Raw genomic sequence first — 20,344 nt, 5'->3', positions numbered from 1 at the left:
CCAATATAACCTTGAACAGAAGAAAAACCCGCATTGCAACGGAACGCTATGAAAACAATTAATTCCCGTCAGGATCAGGGTATTCCCGGAGTGTATGGATTGCTCCTTTTAGATGTGGTCTCTCGATGGGGCTACACTGCAGAAACATTATTTAGTCCCTTCGGATTAAACAGCGAACAATTGGCTGAACCAGATTTCCGTATTCCAACACCCATCGCCAATCAATTGGTAGAGCACGCACTACGTTTAACTGGTGAGCCAACATTAGGTTTTCATTTAGGCAACCAAATGCGCATCTCGATTCATGGTTTTATTGGCTATGCCATCATGACGGCGAAGGACATAACCGATGCCTTAGTCTTGGCAAACCGTTTTATTCAGCTACGCATGCCCTTTTTACAGCTTTTTTTCTCGACTTTTGGAACCAAAGCGACTGTTCAACTACAAACCGACGTTACGATAGAGCCTTTACGTACTGAGATTTCAATTGCCTTAATTTTTGGCATGATCAGCATGGGCAAAGCAATTACCGGTGTGGATTATTCTGCTGGTGAAATTGATTTTGATTTCCCTCAACCTGAAGGTTTTGAGCGGTTTATTGCCAAATATCCACGGCACCAATTTAGATTTGATCAGCCACACCTTTTACTCAGTTTTGATAAGCAATATTTAACCAATAAATTGGTCCATGCAGACCCGATTGCCAGTCAAATCGCGATTAATCAATGTGAAGCTGAACTCTCCGCTTTGGGCGAACGTCACCGTATTGCCATGCGCGTTCGTGACATTTTAACCAACTCCGAGCAGCACTATTTAAGTATCGAAAGTGTTGCTGAACGGCTACACATGTCCGATCGAACCTTAAAACGCCAACTTGCTGCTGAAGGTACCTCATTTTCAACGTTAGTCGACGAAGTTCGTTACCGTCATGCCACATCGCTCCTGTCACGGACTGACTTTACCTTAGAGCAAATTGCTGATGAATTGGGCTATAGCGATGTTGCCAATTTTAGCCGTGCATTTAAACGCTGGAGTGGTCGTAGCCCAAGCAATTGGCGTAAAGATCCGTACTTATAAGTCTTTTGTTTTACTTAAAAAGCATGTATAACTCATGCCAAAAATGAATTTAATGGATTTAAGGAGTTATCAATGAATCATCCTTCAGATTTAAAGTACGCAAGTACACATGAATGGGTGCGAATTGAAGGTGACCTTGTTGTTACAGGCATTTCTGATCATGCACAAGACGCATTGGGTGATTTAGTTTATGTTGAAGCACCAGATGTGGGTCAACATATCACTGCTGGCGAACAAGCGGGTGTGGTTGAGTCGGTAAAAACCGCTTCTGATATTCATGCTCCAGTTTCTGGTGTAGTTGTTGAAGTCAATCCGGACCTTGAAGATGATCCAGATTTTGTAAACGATGCGCCTTATAGCAAAGGCTGGATTTATAAAATTAAACCAGACAATATCGCTGATGTAGATGCTTTGTTGACAAGCGAGCAATACGAAGCTGGTCTGTAAATATTTCTAATATCAAAAAAATCAGCCCTCAGGCTGATTTTTTTATTTCAATATGATAGCTGAATTGGCTTATATACCATTTGCATAAATATCCAGCTTATATTTCTTCCGAAGCTTCGGTACTTTCAGGTTCTTCTTTCTTTTCTTCAACCATACTAAAAGATTGCGCAGCCGCTGAAGTACCATTTGCACGTGAACTTTTCAGTTTAATTTGCAAACGTAATTCATTAGTTGAATCGGCATTTCTTAAAGCTTCTTCATAAGAAATAGCGCCGTCATTATATAAATCAAATAAAGCTTGGTCGAAAGTTTGCATCCCAAGTTCACGAGATTTTGCCATAATCGCTTTTAGTTCATGAAACTCACCTTTCAAAATCAAATCTGAAATGAGCGGCGTATTTAACATAATTTCAACGGCTGCACGGCGTCCTTTACCATCTTCAGTCCGGATTAATCGCTGAGAAACAATCGCTTTCATATTGCTCGATAAATCCATAAGCAATTGATTTCTTCGCTCTTCTGGGAAGAAGTTAATGATTCGATCTAGGGTTTGATTGGCGTTATTTGAATGTAGCGTACCTAAACATAAATGTCCTGTTTCAGCAAAGGCAATTGCATGTTCCATAGTCTCGGTGTCACGAATTTCACCAATTAAAATCACGTCTGGTGCTTGTCGCAAGGTATTTTTTAAAGCGTTATGCCACGAATGACTGTCTACACCGACTTCACGATGCGTAATCATTGATTTTTTATGCTTATGCACATATTCCACTGGGTCTTCAACAGTGATGATATGCCCTGCGCTGTTTTCATTTCGATAATCAATCAGCGCCGCTAAAGAGGTTGATTTTCCTGAACCTGTACCTCCAACCACTAAAACTAAACCACGTTTTTCCATAATCACGTGCTTAAGCGAAGCCGGTAATTTAAGCTTTTCAAAATTTGGAATTTCTGCCGTAATGGTACGAATGACCATACCCACATGTAACTGTTGCTGAAATACATTGACACGAAAACGCGAAACGTTTGGCACACTAATCGCAAAGTTACATTCTAGTTCTGTTTCAAACTCTTTGCGCTGCTTCTCATTCATCAAACTATAGGCGAAAAGCTTTGTTTTCTCAGCATCAAGTTCTTGCTGTCCAAAGGGTTTCATCATGCCTTGATGTTTAATACTTGGTGGAAAATCTGCCGTAATAAATAAATCAGAACCACCATATTCAACCACTTTGGTTAACATGTGGAACATAAAACGGCGTGCTTCTTCCAGCAATTCAGCAGTGTACATCAACTTCCCCAATATAAAATTTCAAACACCCAAGCACAGATTGTCATTATTTCTGGCGCTGTATTGAGCTTAGACATTATTGTGCATAAAAAATTTGATTCACTCAAACATAAAACACTGAATTATCAGTATATATTTTAAAATATAGGCCATATTTCAATTTTTGTATTGAAGTAAGCAACAAAGGATTTTTCAAAATAAAAGCCTTAGAACAATCAATGTTCTAAGGCTTTGGGGTAAATCAATTCAGACTGAGTATGCTCTGGATTGTTAAGCACTACGTTTAATTTGTGATGCACGAAGTTCATTCGTAACCTGTTGAATCAAAGCAATGGTCTTATCCCAACCTAAGCATCCATCTGTTATAGATTGACCATAAATCATGTCACAACTAATTTTTTGATTTCCGTCCACCAAATGACTTTCCAACATCACGCCACGCACTTGGGTATGCTCACGCTCCGCTACAATAGTGCGTAATACTTCAGGTTGCTTCATTGGGTCTTTATGGCTATTACCATGACTACAATCGATCACTAAAGCCGGTAAATCGCCTTTTACTTTACTACGAATTTTGTCTATTTCAGCCAAACTATAATTTGGACCTGTATTGGAGCCACGTAAAATCAAATGTGCTTGTGGGTTGCCAACAGATTCTAAAATACACGGTAAGCCGGCTTGACTCATACCTAAGAACTGGTGTGGATGGGATGCAGATTGAATGGCATCTAGAGCAATTTGGATTGAGCCATCTGTTCCGTTTTTGAAACCAATACTGTATGGCATATGACTCGAGATTTCACGATGAATTTGTGATTCGCTGGTACGCGCACCGATTGCACCCCAAGCCAAAAGGTCATCAAAATAACCCGTCGCCATTGGGCTTAAAATTTCAGAGGCAATTGGCAAACCCATTTCAATAATTTGTAAGTACAGCTCACGTGATTTTTCTAAGCCCAACTGCATATTAGATGAACCATCTAAACTTGGGTCATACATATAGCCTTTCCAGCCCACTGTAGTACGTGGTTTCTCAATGTATGCGCGCATCACAAGAAAAATTTGATCTGAAACTTGTGTCTGTAATTGTTTTAATTTTTCGGCATATTCCAAAGCAGCAATTGGATCATGAATTGAACATGGGCCTGTAATAATCATTAGACGCGGATCTTGACCCGTCAAAATATTTTGAATCGTTACACGATGTGCAGCAATTTGTTCCGCTGATTGAGCAGATAAAGGTAATTGTTGTTTCAGTTGATGAGGCAAGCTCAAAAGTATTTCTTTCGACTGCGTAGATTTCTGTTGAATTTCTGAATTTTGAGTTTGTTGTAAAGCTGTATTTAGCGCATTCATTGGTTTTATTCCTTTGGACTGTGTACACAAACAGTCCGATCTTTTATCTGAGCGTTATGGGACTTTGGGACTTCAAGGCTTTAGACATAGACTGACTAAAGTAAAACCAATAACCGTTGCTAAAATATGAATTTTTTACTGTAAACATGAGATTTCTCCAAAAATATTATAAAAATCAAGACATAAAAAAACCTGATCAGGGTTGCCGATCAGGTATAAACTTGGTGGGCAACCTTTTTCATGCCCGAACGCGTTCAGGCAATTATCTAAACTGCCAAAAGTAATAATATGCGTTTGAGATTAAAGGTTGCTTTAACATCTTGATTTCATCAAAAAGTATCTATCTGAAAACCAAAATACGCTGTATTCATCGGTTTGACAATAGTTTTTTGCTATTTTGTTGTATTAAATAACTCTGCTGTCAATTATTGCGACCTATTTTTAAAATTTGATGTATTGATTAATAAATAAACATTTATTAGACTGCACAACATTATTCCGCAGTTTCAACCTTTTTTCATTTATTTTTTAATTCGAGTATTTGCCAATGAAGTAAGCCCTGTTTTTTCATCATCAAATCCATTTTTTTGATGTGCAAACACATGGCTAATGACTTTGACTGCATTTTCTCAAATATTGTCTTTTTTATAAAATAAAATTAGTTATTTGTATTGCGCATCTTTGCTATTGCAAGGTGCATCTATGACTCAAACAGCTTGTACAATTTCCCAATTAAGCTTGGAATTTCCCTCTAAAACACTTTTTAAAAACCTGAAATTTAACCTCAATCAACAGCAGCTTTCGGCATGTATTGGTCGCAATGGTTTAGGAAAGTCCTGCATCCTTAAAATCTTACATGAACAAAATCTGAAAGATCTCCCCTATGAAGGTGAAATTTCATGGAATGTACCACATGCCTATTTATCACAATTTTCTCGGCTAGAAGCTGACACGATTGCTTCTGCACTCGGTGTGGAAGATTTATTTAGCGCATTTCAACGTATCGAAATAGGCAATGCCAGTTTTGAAGACTTTGAGCTGACTGAAAACCAGTGGCACCGTCCTGCATTATGGCAGCAACAACTTAAGCAGACGTCACTTCCGACAGATTTAAATTTCCCTGTCGCTCAGCTGAGTGAGGGTCAAAAAACCAAATTGGCTTTGTGTGCATTATTTTTAAAAACCGACCATTATTTACTTTTGGATGAACCTAGTAACCATTTAGATGCATCCTCACGCTTATGGCTCATCGATCGTTTAGAAAACCATCCTGCCGGTGCATTTATTGTCAGTCATGATCGAGAGTTACTGCAACATGTAGAGCATATCTATGCTTTAAATGAGTTTGGACTCACACATGTTACTGGTAACTATGAAGACTACTTTCAACAAAATGATCTGCAAAATAAAGCCTTACAGCGTAATGCTTTACAGCATCAGCGTGAGTTAAAACAACTCAAATTACAGCAACACGAAACACAGATGAAAGCGCAAAAACGAGAACAACAAGGGCGTGTCCTACGCAAGTCAAGCACCCAAGCCAAAGTGTTACTCGATTTAAAAAAGGAACAAGCCGGTCAAAGCCTCGCTTCAGTTCAAACGCAACAGCAGAAGCAATTGGAAGAAAAGAGATCTCAACTGATTCAGTCACAGCAACAACTTGAGCATGTCAAAGAGCAGCAATTCGTTTTTCAACATCACGCTGAAAAAACAGGAGAAATCTTAAGAGTTAAACATTTTCATCGCAAAACATCTCAGCACCAGCCTTTCGACTTGGCCTTACAGGCAGGTGAAAAAATTCATTTAAAAGGAAAAAATGGTATTGGTAAATCTACATTTCTAAAGTATTTGAGTCAGACCACATCACAGTCTAGCCATGAAACGTTTTTGTCTGTGCATACCCTGTATTTAGATCAAAACTTGAGTAATTTATCACCTGAACTGAGTGTTTTGGACAATTTGGCAAAGTTTAATCCTGAGGTTTCGTCAACGGAATGGCGTAATCAACTCGGTCAACTTAGAATCCGTAGTCAAAAAGCGGAACTGCCATTTCACTGTTTAAGTGGTGGTGAGCGTTTAAAAGTAACCTTGTTGGGCTTAAATTATTTAACACCGAATATTGAGCTTTTATTGTTAGATGAACCTGAAAATCACTTAGATATAGAGTCTAGAATGTTATTGGCTCAAGCCATTCAGCATTATACAGGTGCGGTGATCCTCGTTTCACATGATGCATATTTTGTAGAATCTTGTGGCATTCAGAATAGCGTGCAATTTGTTGAATAACTCTCGCTCGCTAGATATATCTAAAAAAGCCAAAGTAGATGAACGCTACTTTGGCGAATTTAATGCTTTAGAAATCATCCATTGGAAGCATTAAGGGCAATATTGCTAAACAATACTGTATTTTAACACCCGATTTTCTTCATGATTTTTTGTTTAAGGCGCTGCTGAAGTGTAGCTGAACGTTCCTTAAGCTCGGCACGCCAGTCATTCGGCACTGAGCATTTCGCGAGGCGAACCCAAACGCTGGCAAACTGTTTGATGAAACTGGCTTCATTATAGTGAATACCATATTCCTCACAAAGTGCTTTAATTTTAGGTGCGGCTTCTGCATAGCGGTTTGCAGGCATATCAGGGAATAAATGGTGTTCAATTTGGTGACTCAAATTACCACTGAGTATATGTAACCATTGCGTTCCACTAAAATTACTTGAGCCACGAATTTGACGGAGATACCATTCTGCTCGAGTTTCATTTTCGGTATTGTCCATCTCAAAGTTTTCCGCATCTTCAGTAAAATGTCCATTAAAAATGACAGCGGAAGTCCATAAGCTACGAATCACGTTGGCTACAGCATTTCCTGCAAATACAGGAATCGCATTGGGACCTGCAATAAGCGGGAAAAATACATAATCTTTAATCACTTGGCGCTTAATTTTCTGACGTACATCGGCCGCTTCATGCCATACATCTTTCCAAGTTTTGGTTTTATACGCAATAACATCTTCTAAATGTAAACGTTGAATGCCGACATACCACTCAAAGAAAACCATGAGTTGGGCAGCCAGTGGAATATTAAAAAGGAAACGTGGCTCCCACTTTTGCGATTCACTCACACGGATTAAGCCATAGCCGACATCATGGTCCATCCCCACAATATTAGTATAGGTATGATGCACATAGTTATGGGTATATTTCCAGTCTTGGCCTGTGGCAATGGTATCCCAATCATAGTTAGCACCATTTAAGCTTGGGTCATTTAACCAATCAAACTGACCATGCATCACATTATGACCGAGTTCCATGTTCTCTACGACTTTAGAAATACCCAATAAACCAGTACCCAGTAACCACACTGGTGGAATCCAACCTGCAAACATCAACATGCCACGAGAAGCAATCTCGCTATGACGGACAAAATTGCGAATTTTATAAATATACGCTGCATCTTTTTCACCTACACTCTGCATGATTTCACGGCGAATTTGCTCAACTTTTTCGCCAAATTCAGCAGTTTGTTCGGGTGATAAATAACGTGACTTACTATTCGGACTAATATATATCGATTGATTCATGATGATGCCCCTGATTTGTTTTTATGCGGCTTGGGTTAGAGTTGAATACGTACAGGTGAAATTGCCTGAGAGACACATAATTTGATTTGTGTGTTATTCGCATGATCCATTTCGCCAGTGAGTAAGTTTTTCACTGAACCCTGTAATTTGGTACACGAACAGGTATTACAAATACCCATCCGACAGCCATGCGCAGGTTTTAAACCGGCTTTTTCAGCACTTTCCAGTAAATTTCCCTCTGCCAAAAAATCTTGCTGGGCTAAACTAAAAGTAACAGGTTGAGCAGGTACTGAATCATCAGCAATCATCTGAAAATATTCAGTATTTAAATATTCTGAAAGCCTTAACTCACGATACAATTGCTCAATGCTTTGCATCATTGGCGTTGCACCACAGGCATAGCAATCTCGCAGCTTAAAATCAGGGACCATGTGATTTAGCACCTCTGGTGTGATATGCAATTTGGTTTTCAGCGTATTAATCCCATGTAAATGTGCATGGTTAGATTGCTTCGCCAGTTGAATCAATTCATCCAAATAAGCATCATCTCGATTGAAATAAATCAGGTCAACCGTACGCCCAAGCTGAATTGCTTGTTTAAACAAAGCCATGATTGAGGTAATGCCACTACCAGAAGCAAGCAGCAAAATTGGTCGATCCGAATTTAGCTTTAAGCCAAACTCACCTTGCGGTTGCGATAATTCAACAACCTCACCTTTTTTTGAATGAGTTAAGCAGTTGGACACTTTGCCTTGTTGTTTGACTGCGATTACTACATGACCAGATGTATTGATTTCGACGATGCTATAGCTACGTTGATGCCGTACACCATCCTTTACAACTGTCACCAGAACACATTGGCCTGGTCGATAATTTTCTGCATTAAAGTTGTGATTCGCTAAAAAACTCAGTTCATAAAACCCGATCCCCACACAACGTGATTTGACTAATTGTGCTTTTACACGTTTGTAGGCCCAAATTGCATCAAATTTTTCTGCAATAAAATCAATAAAATCTTCCCGAATCCACTCAGGCTTGTAACTTGTAGTTGTCATTTTTTGCCTCGGATAATGCATTAATATACATTTGTTTTTTAAATTATGCTTACATTAAGTTTAGTGCTAATTCCCCACCATGTGAATTCGGGACAAAATCTATCATTTGGCATTTTTTATCATTTTATGTCTAACAATCTGTCACTTTTTGCAAATCCTAATTTGACGTTTTGATTTTTTATAACGACACAAATAAAAAAAACTAGGCCAAAGCCTAGTTTTTAAAAAAGTGAAAATTAACGCATTAATATTTAAATGATTAGTCGTTTAATCAAAAATATTTAAATCAATGTTTAATCTTCAAAATGTACAACAGAGCGAATTGATTTACCTTCATGCATTAAATCAAAGGCTTCATTGATTTTATCCAGCCCCATGGTATGGGTCACGAATGGTTCAAGTTTGATCTCGCCTGACATGGCTTCTTCTACCATACCCGGTAATTGTGAACGACCTTTAACACCACCGAAAGCAGTGCCTTTCCAAGTACGACCTGTAACCAATTGGAATGGACGGGTTGAAATTTCTTGACCTGCACCTGCCACACCAATAATCACAGATTGCCCCCAACCACGGTGAGCACATTCCAAAGCAGAGCGCATCACATTGGTATTGCCAATACATTCAAATGAATGGTCGACGCCCCAACCCGTCATTTCTACAATCACTTCTTGAACTGGACGATCATAATCTTTTGGATTAACAAAATCTGTAGCGCCAAATTCTTCAGCCAGTTTGAATTTGTCAGGATTGGTATCTACCGCAATGATACGACCTGCTTTGGCTTTTTTAGCACCTTGTACCACAGCCAAACCAATTCCGCCTAAACCAAAGACTGCAACTGAGTCACCTTCCTGAACTTTAGCGGTATTTTTAACTGCACCTAAGCCTGTAGTTACGCCGCAACCCAACAAACATACATGTTCGTGGTTCGCTTCAGGGTTAATTTTTGCCAAAGACACTTCTGCAACCACTGTATATTCTGAGAATGTTGAACAGCCCATATAGTGATAAATCGGCTGACCATTATACGAAAAACGTGTTGTGCCATCTGGCATTAAACCTTTCCCTTGTGTTGCTCGAACAGATACACAAAGATTTGTTTTACCCGATTTACAGAATAAACATTCACCACATTCTGCAGTATAAAGTGGAATAACATGATCACCTGGTTGCACTGAAGTCACACCTTCACCGACTTCAACCACAACACCTGCACCTTCATGCCCTAAAATTGCTGGAAATACGCCTTCAGGATCATCACCCGACAATGTAAATGCATCTGTATGACACACACCTGTATGGCTAATTTTGACTAAAACCTCACCTGCTTTAGGTGGAGCCACATCAATTTCCACAATTTCTAAAGGCTGACCCGGTCCAAAAGCAACGGCTGCACGTGATTTCATGTCTAAAAACATCCTGTATGGCTTATATTAACAGATGAGTTACAGTAACCTCTTTTTAAGCCTAGATACAACCTTAAAACATGATGTTATGATGAATTTTTCAAGGAATGATTAATGCTATTCGAATGATACAATTACGTGAAATAAGTTGTACTGTCGGTTTAACTGTTTCGATCAGCCTATTAACTGGATGCAGCTTACCTAGCAATCAGTCAAAAAAAGATGTCCCTATACAATCGCATGCAGACAAATGGATTACATCAGCTACAGACTTAGAAAAATTACAACAAAAACAAACGGCTTATTTAGCCTTAGATGATGCCTTCTTAAGCATTGCTTCTCGCCTACATTTGATTCGAAATGCAAAATACACCATCGATTTGCAATATTATATTTGGGAAAATGATGCTATTGGGCATCTGATGTTTCAAGAGTTACTGCATGCCGCTGACCGAGGGGTAAAAGTAAGGCTATTAATTGATGATCAAAACGGGACGAAACTCGATCCGACCTTACAATCCCTTTCAGCCCATCCCAACATTTCTATCAAACTATTTAATCCATATAAATTCAGAAAATTACGTGCCATTGATTATGCATTTCGCTTAAAGCACATTAACCATCGTATGCATAATAAATTAATTATTGCCGATGGTTTTATGGGCGTAACTGGCGGTCGTAACATCAGTAATGAATATTTTGATGCCAGTGAAAGTTTTCAATTTACAGATTTGGACATCCTTTTCTATGGGGAAGCCATTCAGCAAGCCAATCAGGTGTTTTTGAACTTTTGGAATGATGATTTAAGTTATTCTGTCCAGCAATGGATTGGTGCAGGTACAAAAGAAGAATTAAATCAATTAAGACAAACGTACCAAGAAAACTCTACAACGTTGACTAAAGATCAGCAGCGTATTAACTATGCACAGCAACAACTGGCGGCTCAGCTTAAACTAAGACCGGTGAATTGGGCCGAAGCACATTTCATTGCGGATAGTCCGAATAAAATTCGTGGTGAGGCTAAAGAGCAAGAATTAATTTATAACCAATTTGCGACCTTGATGGGACAGCCCAAGGAACGCATGGAATTGGTTTCAGCTTATTTTGTTCCCATGCAACAAGGAACTGACTTTCTAACGGGTCTTGCAGGTAAAAATGTAAAAGTCCGTGTGTTAACCAATTCATTTTTAGCCAATGACGTCGCTGTCGTTCATGCGTTTTATCAAAAATATCGCAAAGACTTACTCGAATACGGCGTGAAACTATATGAATTTAAACCTTATATAGAGCGTTCAAAACGCACATGGTATGAGGTCATAACTGGAAATATCATCCCTGCAAAAGGCAAAAATGCCTCTAGTTTGCATGCAAAATTTTTCGATATCGACGGAATGGTGTTTATTGGATCATTTAACTTTGATCCACGTTCCGCAAATTTAAATTCGGAAGTTGGCCTTGTCGTTAAGTCTGATCGATTACAAAACGATATTTCTGCCGCATTAAACCAATATTTACCGCAAATTGCGTATGAATTAAAACTGGATGAAAACGGCGAAATCATTTGGTTAGAGCATCAAAAAAATGGAAAAACCAAAACCTATACCCATGAACCTGAAACAACTCGATTCCAACGATTTAGTATAAAAGCAGTGTCATACCTCCCGATTGAATGGATGATGTAATGACAACGTACTGCTAAATGATTGAATTGCCCTCGTCGAGGCTATTTATTGAAATAATCTGATAAGTTCGATCAAGTCAAAAACGGTCTTAGTCTGTCTCGTTCATATGAGTGCTGGCTTTTGAAAAGAACCAAACCATTGACTTCACCCAGACATTCCACTTGGCCATAATTGGCTGCTTTCAGCGCGGCTAAATGTTCCTCAACTGACATATACAACTCATGATTTTGCTGTGCATGTGGTGCATATAAATGATCACATACAAAATACACGCCTTGTGTGTTTAACAACGTTTTTACAGTCCGATGAAACTCTGCTGCATACGCCTTATGCCTCAATTCATGTAAGGCCTGATGAATAATAATCACATCAAAGGTGCTGTTTTGATTGAAGTGAAGTGATTCTTCCCAAGCAGATTGTTTGAAATCCCCTGTTATAAAATTACATTTTAAGCGTTGCGCTGCACTTAGTTTTCCTTTTGCCAAGTCATGCATAGCTTCGGAAAAATCAAATGCTGTGTAATCTATATTTGGACAATGATTGATTAAAAACTCTGCCAAATAGCCTGGGCCTGAACCGAGTTCAAGCACGTGCGCATTCGGGTTTAAAGCCAAAATAGAGTCGACATACATTTGAAAGATGTCATAACGCCACGGTCGTTTAAGATTCACTTCAGCGGCCCATTGTTTAGCTTCGATTGGATCTTTTAAGTCTATAGGGCTGGGCACATCGTTTATGTGTATATTATTTTCGCAATGCATTTTTCTTAGACTTAATTTAGATAGATTGAATGCTATTTATACATAAAATATCTCAATAAAAGCAAAGGTTTTACTCATACTTGATGATGCTTTAACATCCACCTCTTATTTTGTTTTATCTCCCTCTAAAGTTTTCTAATGCAATTTTTTGATTTAAGCCGCCAATTTAATTTAAGTGATATTTTAACGCCTTTTACAACGCTCTCTGACCTTGGTCATCAAGAATGGTTTTTGTCGAAAGTTCGGGTTGAGCATGACTGCTTATCTGACAATGACATGATTGAAGGCCAAGCTGTACTTAAATCTAATCACAATATCCAAATTGAGTTGGAATGGTTAATTCAAGATACAGGTCATGAATTACAGCTTTTATTTAAAGGCATTGAAACTGCAGCTAGCGAAGAAACTTTGGTGATCGTCAAAGGTGCGCAAATTGTAGATGATGCAAACAAAAAAGTTTCATCTCAGACACTGAGTTTATGGATCGATGGCACTTTACTACCTATGCTGCCTCATATTCGCAAAGAAATTAAAGCGCGTTTAAACCTTTGGGATTATGTTGAATATGATGGCTAAGGAATTGGTGTTTATCCATTATTAAGATGCCACCTTTTAATCATTGAATGTTTGCCTGTTTAAATGAGACATAAATTTCAAGGTATCTCACAATAACGCAAACTTCCCTAAAGTAAGCCTATATCTTTAAATAAGCTTTGATAGGCTTCGGCTTTTTTTTCCAGTGCTAGTGGATAAGCTCTAGATGATGATGGCATACGGTATAAAGTCAAATCTCTGCCTGCAAATTCGGTATGAACAGCATGCCCAATGTGTGGTTTTTCCGTATTTTCTGGCATAGAGAGCATTAAAGTATCAGTCGCTTTGTCTCCTGTCGTCATAATACTATGGCAATTAGGCATCTGCGTAAGAAGCTTCGCAATGTCGGTTGGCTGATAGATATGTAAAAACTTGTCTGATGCATTGCCTTTCAAACGAATCACTTGATAGGCCGTATCAAAAATGCCTATGCCTGTTTCATTTAGAAAATCTCGAATGAGCTGTTCTTTAAAAGTTTTGCTCTCTAGATTGAGAAAATGATTTTTATCCTGAAAAAAACATAGGCCAAAGATTTTCCACATGTCATTTTGGAAATTTGGATAATAAAAATCCATCTTCCAGCGGGTTTTTGGAGGTGGAAAACTCCCTAACATCAAGAGTTTCCCATTTGATGGCAAAAATGGCGCTAAAGGATGTGTTTCGATTTGCGGATTCACGCCTGAAATATCTTTGCTCATGTAAATTTAACTTCGCCCAGTGGTTGAATCATAAAATGTCTATGAAAATTGTTCAGTGATTTGTTTTGCTATTTTTTCAGCCCATAACTGATAAATTTCTTTGCTCGGGTGAAAGCCGTCTTTTGCCATTTGTAAATTTTTTTCACGATATTCTTGTAAATCGTATTCAATTAGCCTCGTATTAGGCTTTGTTTTAATAAAATTTTTTAACAGCGCATTCATCTTCTGAGAATATTGTCCAAACAGCCATGACAATGGAAACGGTAAAGCTGGAAACTCATCCATTGGTGGCACACCTGAAATGATCAATAGCTGTGGTTGAAACTTTTCCTCGACAGTTTGATATAAACGCTGCTGGAGCTTCAACCACTGGTCTGGTTGTTTTAATGCTGTGACATCATTGACACCAACAGAGCTGATCACGACATCAAAGTTCTGCGTTGTGACATTATCCAAAGCATTGATGATTTGCTGGCTGTTAAGCCCCGTTGTGGCTTCAAGGCAAAAGTGAACTTGATAATCAGGCGATAAAATTTTAAGCAATTGTCCCAATAGCGCATCTGACTGATGCTCGACGCCGACACCTGCTGCTGCTGAATCACCTAGTATTAATAGCGATAATGGTCGATTACCCTGACCACTCATCCCACAACGTTCTCCCATCGGTTCTGCTAAACGTGGGGTATTTTTTTTCACACGGTAACCTTGGATCAGTAACGCAGGTAACAGCAGCAGTGTTGATACTTTGAGTAGCATAATATTTGGGTAATGAATTAAAGCTTGTCGTCTTCATTATTTTAAATAGTTTAAGAAACAAAGCATTGACTCTATTGTTATTTTTCTACATTTTCTTTTGTTAAAAGCATCATTCTGCGGCATATTGCTAGTTTTTTATATTAATAATGATTATCATTTATTGGTTTTCATCCTACCTATTTTATTATTTCAATGAAAAAACTTTCCCCACTTTTTTTAGCTTGCTCTATTAGCATTGCTGTTTCTTCTGCTTTTGCCCAAACTCAAAATTCACCCGCTTTAACCGATACAATAGAAAAAAACATTTCCCCTATGCTGCTGCATGTGAAGATGTTAAAGCGCGAAGCCAAATATTATTAAACCTACAACATCAGTTAGATCAAAATCCAAAACAACATGCTCAAATTCTCGAAGATTTTTGGAAGCGTGTAGAGCTTATGGGTACACCAATCATTGAAAACTATGATGAAAAACATGACCGTATAATTTTTTTATGGAAAGGTGCGCAGCATAATGTTCGCCTTATTGGTGGCCCAAGTAATGACCATGAATGGTTAACACGCCTACCAAATACCGATATTTGGTTTAAAGAATCGATTATTGATCATCGTTATATTGGCAGTTATAGCTTTGCTGTCGATTTACCGAACTTAGAAGGCTATCTGTCAAATTATTGTCCGCATCTGAATCCTAAACTTAAAGAATCAAGAATGCAGCGTCGTGCTGTGATACAGGTACAACGGATTGATCCTTTCAATAAAAAGACTTATCTCGCAAGTGATGACACGTCAGGCTTGCGTAATGAAAATTTAGTGGCGCTTAAAGATGCCCCGCCTTTTATTGATTCAAAACAATATCCAAATGTGAAACAGCCCCAATTACAAGAGTTTGTTCTAGACAGCAAAATTTTGAATAACTCACGTAAAATCCAAATTTACCAATCTAAAGCTAAGAAAAATCAAAGCTATATCACCGCTATATTTTTTGATGCTCAGCAATATAACGAGTTGCTGAATGTGCCAAAGGCATTAGATATATTAGTTGAGCAAGGTCAGTTACCGCCAATTCAAGCCATTTTTGTTTCTCCACCGAACGATCAGGAACGACCTAAAGAATTAACACCAAATATAAAATTTTCAGCATTTTTTAGTGCTGAACTGATGCCTTGGATTCAAAAAAATGCACCTGCAAAAGTCGATTCGAAGAAAACGGTACTACTTGGGTCAAGTCTTGGCGGTTTAAGTTCAGCTTATTTAGCCTTAGAAAATCCAAATCAAATTAGTCATGTCGTACCGTTATCTGGGTCATTTTGGTGGCAAAATGCGCCGACAGACCTCCCAAATGGCATGAGTAAAATCATTCGTGATAAAACCTCACAACCTAAACAGCATTGGTTTATTACTGCCAATAGTTATGAAAGCTCACGCAATAATAATGAACTGAGTATTTTAGAGACTTCACCTATTGTTGCAGCCGATTTAAAAAATAAAGGTCATGATGTGCATTACCAATCATATATCGGCGGACATTCCTACGCGGTATGGCAAGTTGCCTTGCAAGATGCGCTCAAGCATTTTTTTGCACACAAGTAATTTATAAAAGTTTCGATCATAAAAAAGCCCTCAATTGAGGGCTTTTTTTGAAGCTAGTACTGATTTAATTCCAGCGATTTATGCGTTTAAAGGTTCCAAAATCATTGAAACGTACACCAACCTCACGCATGACTTGGTGTGCAGTTTTTGCGGTTAGATGACGAATATAAAACGGCTCTTTGACCACAAAATGGTGAATGGCATGGGTCGAACCGAAGTTAAAGCAAAACAATTGCATTGGGAACAACCACCACGGATTTAACACCTGAGTTTGTTTAATGACATCGCGTGGGTCAATATCACCATAATAATGCATATTTGAGCTGATAAATTGTAAGCAAAAAGAGCGTATAAAGTTCGGGATAATCCAAACCACAGCTAGAAAATTAATCGTTGGAATTAACTTCACTAAATTAACTGACCAACTAATACTTTGCCCTAACATTGGAGCAATACCATTCACCACATGATAAATGACAAATACATACCAAATGCCGTAATAAACAAAACTTAAAGGGAAAAATCCAGTCAGTTGAGAGAAGAATGCAGTTTTACGTTCTTTTTCAGGTTGTTTTTCAATGAATGTCCTAATCATCTTGAACATTTGAAATGGGCGCAAATACACCGTCATCAATTGATCGCTAATGACCAATATTCGGCGTAATCCCCAAGGCATGCCATTACTGATGCCCCGTTCTTCCAAGTCATATTCTGAACCTGAATACTTATGGTGGTTGAGGTGCAAACGACGACGTGCCCAAGGACTAATGGTATTGGGACGTGCTAACCAAACCAAGGCCAACATGAGATGGTGAGCCCACGGCGTCTTTTTAAAATACATATAATGAATCAGGTCATGTTCTAATTCATGTGTCAGTGACGCAAACATCGCCACCAAAATCACACAAGCCCATGCCGGTAAAATGCTAACAGCAAACGCCCAAGCTGAAACCAACATTCCCAGTAGCGCAAAAATAAGGATGGAAGCGCCTATAAAGTTTTGATGTTTTAAAATGGGATACTGCTGACGTAAGTCTTCACCAGCTTTCGTTACGACAGTTCTGACTTTGTTAATTCGCTGTTGATCTGTCATATCGGAAGACATAGACATAGTACAAACCTAAAAATTAAAGAACAGTTGTACATTAAAGCAAATTAAAAAAAAGGAAATCGCTATTTTGAGAACAAATCATCGTCTGTTCAAATATTCAACATTTTATTTATTTTCAATATCTTATTTATAAATAATCTGAGTAATTACTCCAATTTTTCTTTGCAAAATCGGCTGCTTTTAATGTCTTTTGATCACAGGTTTTATGTATTCCTTTTAACCTACAGAGGAAGGTGAAGATCATTTGAGAATAAAAAAGCCCCAAAATTGGAGCTTTATTATTGAATAAAGGTTTAACCCAATTTATTCACAATTTTCAACGGCAATACTTTCATTGCAAGACCTAAAGGCAACCAGGGCCATTGTGGTACATAAGCTTTAACCGGTGCTTTCTCAATGGCTTTTGCTAAAAGATGTGAACCAGTTTTTTCATCGACTTCAAATGGCAGTTTTTTCGCACCTTCATTGATCTCTGTACGAATATAACCAGGGAAAATAGTCGTCACTTTAATTGGGGTATCAATCAGTTCTGCACGAATACCTTCAGCTAGAGCAGCAACACCTGCTTTACTTGCACCATAAGCCGTTAAATGTTTAGGCATACCACGCATAGCACTCATCGACGAAATCACCACCAAATGCCCTGCATTTTGGCTACGGAAAATTTCAACCGCAGCTTCGCATTGCGCCAAAGCAGAGATAAAGTTAGTTTCAACTGTGGCGCGGTTAATTTCAAAATTACCTTTACCAATACGACGACCTTCACCGACACCTGCGTTGACAATAACACGGTCAATACTGCCAAAATCTGCTTTAAAGGCACGGAACACTTCAAACACTTGATCGTAATTTGTGACATCGAGGGTTTTCGCAATCACTTTGATGCCATATTGGCTTTCCAGTTCATTTTTTAGCGTTTCTAGACGCTCTAAACGACGTGCGCAAATGGCTAAGTTGTAGCCTTTTTGTGCAAACTCGCGTGCCATTCCTGCACCAATCCCTGAGCTTGCACCTGTAATTAAAATTGTTTTAGCCATGATAATTCCTTTGTTTATCTTAGATCCAAGTTAATAAATTTGGATCAACTGCTTTTATAAAATGATGTTCATTTAAACTGAGTAATTGCGGTTCATTTCCGACTAAACGCAGTGTTGTCATACTGGTATTGGCAATGGCCCAATTGAGTGCAAATGTTTTTTCTGGACTCAGCCCTAAAATTTTGCCCGCTGCAACAGAGATAACACCACCTGAACTAAACACAACAGCATAGCGCGGTTTGGTTTCAGCCAGTTGATTGCATAACTTTTCTAGAGCAGTTTCGACTCGACTTTTAAAATGTGGCCAAGATTCATCATATTCATGATGAAATTCTCCACCTGTCCAACGCTCAATGGCGCCTTCAAAAATTTTCGATAAATAAGCACGTGGGTTTTCATGCTTAGATACATCTTCTTTTAATAAATGCGGTTGGTTAAATCGAGGTTCATATTGAGCAAAAACTTGCTGATGATTAAATTCATTCCACGCGTTATCTGTATCAACTTGTGCTTCTGGAAAGCATTCAGCCAATGCAAGATTGGCTGTTTGTTGATGACGTTGCATGGAGCCTGCAACCACATAAGGACTTTCTTTTAAAATACGGTCGAAATACTGTCCCAGCACCTTAGCCTGTAGCTCACCATTGGGAGAAAGCTTGTCATAGCTTTCTGCACCAAAAGAAGCCTGACCGTGCCGAATTAAATATATCGTGGTCATTTCCCTAAAATATCCTTCATTTTTTCAATATATTTTTGTGCCACGTCATTGGCTTCAAGTTTTTGCAAACCGATGAGTTTCAAGGCACGAATATGTAAAGCATGGATCACAATCCAAAAATCTTTGAATGCCGGATTATTGGTTTGCTTGTGGTAAAAGCGGTAATAAATTTGCTGTGCAATTACAGCTAAACGGAAAATGCCGAACACTTCATAAAAGGTCCAATTGTCCGTTTGAAGACCAGTTTTATCCAAATAATATTCAACGACTTCTTTACGGCTAAACATGCCTTTTAGGTTGGTCGGCTGACGGCGTGTCGCTTTAAAAATTGCGTTATCGCCACTTTCAACCCAATACGCCAAAGCAGAACCTAAGTCCATCAATGGATCACCCAGTGTTGCCATTTCCCAATCCAATACGCCAATCACTTGGGTTGGGTCATTTGGATCTAATATCACGTTATCAAAACGCCAATCGTTATGAATTACACAGGTTTTAGAGTCAGCAGGAATATTGTCTTTGAGCCAATTACGGACATATTTAAACGAAGGAACATTTAAGGTTTTGGCTTTTTCATAGCGTGCGTCCCAACCTTCCACTTGACGACGACAGTACCCGTCGCCCTTGCCTATTTTTTCTAAAGCTGTGCCTTCATAAGGCACTTGATGCAGTTCAATTAACTTATCGATGACGTTGGTACACAACGCTCGAACTTGAGTTTCATCAAAATTGATTTCTTTGGGTAAGTTTGCACGTGGAATGATACCTTCTACGCGCTTCATCACGTAGAAATCACAGCCAATCACTGATTCATCCTGACATAGCGCCACCATTTCAGGGAGCACAGGATAAAATTCAGATAATGCCTTCTGTACATTATATTCACGTGCCATATCATGTGCAGACTTGGCTTTGGTGCCTTTCGGTGGACGACGTAAAATTAAATCAGCATTGTCGTATTTTAAGCGATAAGTCCAATTTGATGCACCGCCTGAATATTGAGTGACTTCTACAGGCCCTTCTATTTCAACGCCATGTTCAATCAACCAATTTCCTACAGCACGTACATCCAGTTCTTCACCCTCACGAACTGAACCGCCTACATCGATCACTGACATGCTTTTCTTCCTAAATTTGAATCTATCATGATGATAAAAATATAATTTTCTATAGTTTTATAGCATG

The 20,344-nt window shown here is 38.6% G+C and carries 18 protein-coding genes; 6 read left to right on the top strand and 12 right to left on the bottom strand.

Going from position 1 to position 20,344, the window contains the following annotated elements; genetic code table 11:
* The first annotated feature begins 48 nt into the window (after nucleotides 1-48).
* Nucleotides 49-1,077, top strand: coding sequence for an AraC family transcriptional regulator (locus tag FTV11_RS09650; protein ID WP_078190954.1), 1,029 nt, complete (start codon nucleotides 49-51; stop codon nucleotides 1,075-1,077).
* Between the two features lie 72 nt (nucleotides 1,078-1,149).
* Nucleotides 1,150-1,524, top strand: coding sequence for a glycine cleavage system protein GcvH (gcvH, locus tag FTV11_RS09645; protein WP_180027118.1), 375 nt, complete (start codon nucleotides 1,150-1,152; stop codon nucleotides 1,522-1,524).
* A 97-nt stretch (nucleotides 1,525-1,621) separates the two neighbouring features.
* Here gcvH and FTV11_RS09640 read toward each other — a convergent pair whose 3' ends face one another.
* The gene (locus FTV11_RS09640; protein WP_078190956.1) at nucleotides 1,622-2,812 is read right to left on the bottom strand and encodes a PilT/PilU family type 4a pilus ATPase; all 1,191 of its coding nucleotides are present in this window, start codon (nucleotides 2,810-2,812) and stop codon (nucleotides 1,622-1,624) included.
* Nucleotides 2,813-3,082: 270 nt separating this feature from the next.
* Entirely contained in the window at nucleotides 3,083-4,168 is a 1,086-nt protein-coding gene (locus tag FTV11_RS09635) for a 3-deoxy-7-phosphoheptulonate synthase (protein ID WP_180027117.1), read from the bottom strand.
* A gap of 702 nt (nucleotides 4,169-4,870) precedes the next feature.
* Between FTV11_RS09635 and FTV11_RS09630 the strand changes: the two genes are divergently transcribed.
* Entirely contained in the window at nucleotides 4,871-6,454 is a 1,584-nt protein-coding gene (locus FTV11_RS09630) for an ATP-binding cassette domain-containing protein (protein WP_180027116.1), read from the top strand.
* A 122-nt stretch (nucleotides 6,455-6,576) separates the two neighbouring features.
* Here the strand turns inward: FTV11_RS09630 and FTV11_RS09625 are convergent, their stop codons facing one another.
* From FTV11_RS09625 to FTV11_RS09615, 3 genes are all read right to left on the bottom strand, one after another.
* Nucleotides 6,577-7,746 (bottom strand): acyl-CoA desaturase, encoded by a 1,170-nt coding sequence (locus FTV11_RS09625; RefSeq protein ID WP_180027115.1) that lies wholly within the window; start codon nucleotides 7,744-7,746, stop codon nucleotides 6,577-6,579.
* A 35-nt stretch (nucleotides 7,747-7,781) separates the two neighbouring features.
* Nucleotides 7,782-8,801 carry a flavin reductase family protein gene (locus tag FTV11_RS09620; protein ID WP_180027114.1) on the bottom strand — a complete coding sequence of 340 codons (1,020 nt, stop codon included), beginning with the start codon at nucleotides 8,799-8,801 and terminating at the stop codon, nucleotides 7,782-7,784.
* A gap of 293 nt (nucleotides 8,802-9,094) precedes the next feature.
* Entirely contained in the window at nucleotides 9,095-10,210 is a 1,116-nt protein-coding gene (locus FTV11_RS09615) for an S-(hydroxymethyl)glutathione dehydrogenase/class III alcohol dehydrogenase (RefSeq protein ID WP_078193885.1), read from the bottom strand.
* Nucleotides 10,211-10,335: 125 nt separating this feature from the next.
* On the opposite strand from FTV11_RS09615, the gene FTV11_RS09610 reads away from it, so the two are divergent.
* Nucleotides 10,336-11,892 (top strand): phospholipase D family protein, encoded by a 1,557-nt coding sequence (locus FTV11_RS09610; protein ID WP_180073907.1) that lies wholly within the window; start codon nucleotides 10,336-10,338, stop codon nucleotides 11,890-11,892.
* Nucleotides 11,893-11,963: 71 nt separating this feature from the next.
* Here the strand turns inward: FTV11_RS09610 and FTV11_RS09605 are convergent, their stop codons facing one another.
* On the bottom strand, nucleotides 11,964-12,629 hold the full coding sequence (locus FTV11_RS09605) for a class I SAM-dependent methyltransferase (protein WP_180073922.1): 666 nt from the start codon (nucleotides 12,627-12,629) through the stop codon (nucleotides 11,964-11,966).
* A gap of 162 nt (nucleotides 12,630-12,791) precedes the next feature.
* Between FTV11_RS09605 and FTV11_RS09600 the strand changes: the two genes are divergently transcribed.
* The gene (locus tag FTV11_RS09600) at nucleotides 12,792-13,229 is read left to right on the top strand and encodes a hypothetical protein (protein ID WP_180073906.1); all 438 of its coding nucleotides are present in this window, start codon (nucleotides 12,792-12,794) and stop codon (nucleotides 13,227-13,229) included.
* Between the two features lie 107 nt (nucleotides 13,230-13,336).
* Here the strand turns inward: FTV11_RS09600 and FTV11_RS09595 are convergent, their stop codons facing one another.
* Both FTV11_RS09595 and FTV11_RS09590 read right to left on the bottom strand, forming a co-directional pair.
* Entirely contained in the window at nucleotides 13,337-13,945 is a 609-nt protein-coding gene (locus tag FTV11_RS09595) for a uracil-DNA glycosylase family protein (RefSeq protein ID WP_180073905.1), read from the bottom strand.
* A 39-nt stretch (nucleotides 13,946-13,984) separates the two neighbouring features.
* The gene (locus FTV11_RS09590; RefSeq protein WP_180073904.1) at nucleotides 13,985-14,701 is read right to left on the bottom strand and encodes an SGNH/GDSL hydrolase family protein; all 717 of its coding nucleotides are present in this window, start codon (nucleotides 14,699-14,701) and stop codon (nucleotides 13,985-13,987) included.
* 437 nt (nucleotides 14,702-15,138) lie between these two features.
* Between FTV11_RS09590 and FTV11_RS09585 the strand changes: the two genes are divergently transcribed.
* A complete protein-coding gene (locus FTV11_RS09585; protein ID WP_257222551.1) occupies nucleotides 15,139-16,293 on the top strand; it encodes an alpha/beta hydrolase-fold protein in 1,155 nt (384 codons plus the stop codon).
* A gap of 64 nt (nucleotides 16,294-16,357) precedes the next feature.
* On the opposite strand, the gene FTV11_RS09580 is transcribed toward FTV11_RS09585, so the two are convergent.
* The 4 genes from FTV11_RS09580 to FTV11_RS09565 form a co-directional block, all read right to left on the bottom strand.
* Nucleotides 16,358-17,404: a fatty acid desaturase gene (locus FTV11_RS09580; RefSeq protein ID WP_180073903.1), complete on the bottom strand. Its 1,047-nt coding sequence runs from the start codon at nucleotides 17,402-17,404 to the stop codon at nucleotides 16,358-16,360.
* Between the two features lie 293 nt (nucleotides 17,405-17,697).
* Nucleotides 17,698-18,441 carry an SDR family oxidoreductase gene (locus tag FTV11_RS09575; RefSeq protein WP_078193819.1) on the bottom strand — a complete coding sequence of 248 codons (744 nt, stop codon included), beginning with the start codon at nucleotides 18,439-18,441 and terminating at the stop codon, nucleotides 17,698-17,700.
* Nucleotides 18,442-18,460: 19 nt separating this feature from the next.
* Nucleotides 18,461-19,159, bottom strand: a complete 699-nt coding sequence (locus tag FTV11_RS09570) for a histidine phosphatase family protein (RefSeq protein WP_180073902.1) — start codon at nucleotides 19,157-19,159, stop codon at nucleotides 18,461-18,463.
* Entirely contained in the window at nucleotides 19,156-20,277 is a 1,122-nt protein-coding gene (locus FTV11_RS09565) for a phosphotransferase family protein (protein ID WP_180073901.1), read from the bottom strand. The genes FTV11_RS09570 and FTV11_RS09565 overlap by 4 nt, the downstream gene beginning before the upstream one ends.
* Between the last annotated feature and the right edge of the window lie 67 nt (nucleotides 20,278-20,344).

The sequence above is a fragment of the Acinetobacter sp. YH12231 genome (assembly GCF_013417755.1).
Lineage (GTDB): Bacteria > Pseudomonadota > Gammaproteobacteria > Pseudomonadales > Moraxellaceae > Acinetobacter > Acinetobacter amyesii.
This window is presented reverse-complemented; position numbering and strand designations above follow the sequence as displayed.

Excerpts from the sequence above, each read along its gene's own strand:
- FTV11_RS09580 (WP_180073903.1), bottom strand. The coding sequence starts at position 17,404 with ATGTCTATGTCTTCCGATATGACAGATCAACAGCGAATTAACAAAGTC.
- FTV11_RS09570 (WP_180073902.1), bottom strand. The coding sequence starts at position 19,159 with ATGACCACGATATATTTAATTCGGCACGGTCAGGCTTCTTTTGGTGCA.
- FTV11_RS09610 (WP_180073907.1), top strand. The coding sequence starts at position 10,336 with ATGATACAATTACGTGAAATAAGTTGTACTGTCGGTTTAACTGTTTCG.
- gcvH (WP_180027118.1), top strand. The coding sequence starts at position 1,150 with ATGAATCATCCTTCAGATTTAAAGTACGCAAGTACACATGAATGGGTG.
- FTV11_RS09590 (WP_180073904.1), bottom strand. The coding sequence starts at position 14,701 with ATGCTACTCAAAGTATCAACACTGCTGCTGTTACCTGCGTTACTGATC.
- FTV11_RS09620 (WP_180027114.1), bottom strand. The coding sequence starts at position 8,801 with ATGACAACTACAAGTTACAAGCCTGAGTGGATTCGGGAAGATTTTATT.
- FTV11_RS09640 (WP_078190956.1), bottom strand. The coding sequence starts at position 2,812 with ATGTACACTGCTGAATTGCTGGAAGAAGCACGCCGTTTTATGTTCCAC.
- FTV11_RS09615 (WP_078193885.1), bottom strand. The coding sequence starts at position 10,210 with ATGAAATCACGTGCAGCCGTTGCTTTTGGACCGGGTCAGCCTTTAGAA.
- FTV11_RS09565 (WP_180073901.1), bottom strand. The coding sequence starts at position 20,277 with ATGTCAGTGATCGATGTAGGCGGTTCAGTTCGTGAGGGTGAAGAACTG.
- FTV11_RS09650 (WP_078190954.1), top strand. The coding sequence starts at position 49 with ATGAAAACAATTAATTCCCGTCAGGATCAGGGTATTCCCGGAGTGTAT.
- FTV11_RS09635 (WP_180027117.1), bottom strand. The coding sequence starts at position 4,168 with ATGAATGCGCTAAATACAGCTTTACAACAAACTCAAAATTCAGAAATT.
- FTV11_RS09625 (WP_180027115.1), bottom strand. The coding sequence starts at position 7,746 with ATGAATCAATCGATATATATTAGTCCGAATAGTAAGTCACGTTATTTA.
- FTV11_RS09595 (WP_180073905.1), bottom strand. The coding sequence starts at position 13,945 with ATGAGCAAAGATATTTCAGGCGTGAATCCGCAAATCGAAACACATCCT.
- FTV11_RS09575 (WP_078193819.1), bottom strand. The coding sequence starts at position 18,441 with ATGGCTAAAACAATTTTAATTACAGGTGCAAGCTCAGGGATTGGTGCA.
- FTV11_RS09630 (WP_180027116.1), top strand. The coding sequence starts at position 4,871 with ATGACTCAAACAGCTTGTACAATTTCCCAATTAAGCTTGGAATTTCCC.
- FTV11_RS09600 (WP_180073906.1), top strand. The coding sequence starts at position 12,792 with ATGCAATTTTTTGATTTAAGCCGCCAATTTAATTTAAGTGATATTTTA.
- FTV11_RS09585 (WP_257222551.1), top strand. The coding sequence starts at position 15,139 with ATGGGTACACCAATCATTGAAAACTATGATGAAAAACATGACCGTATA.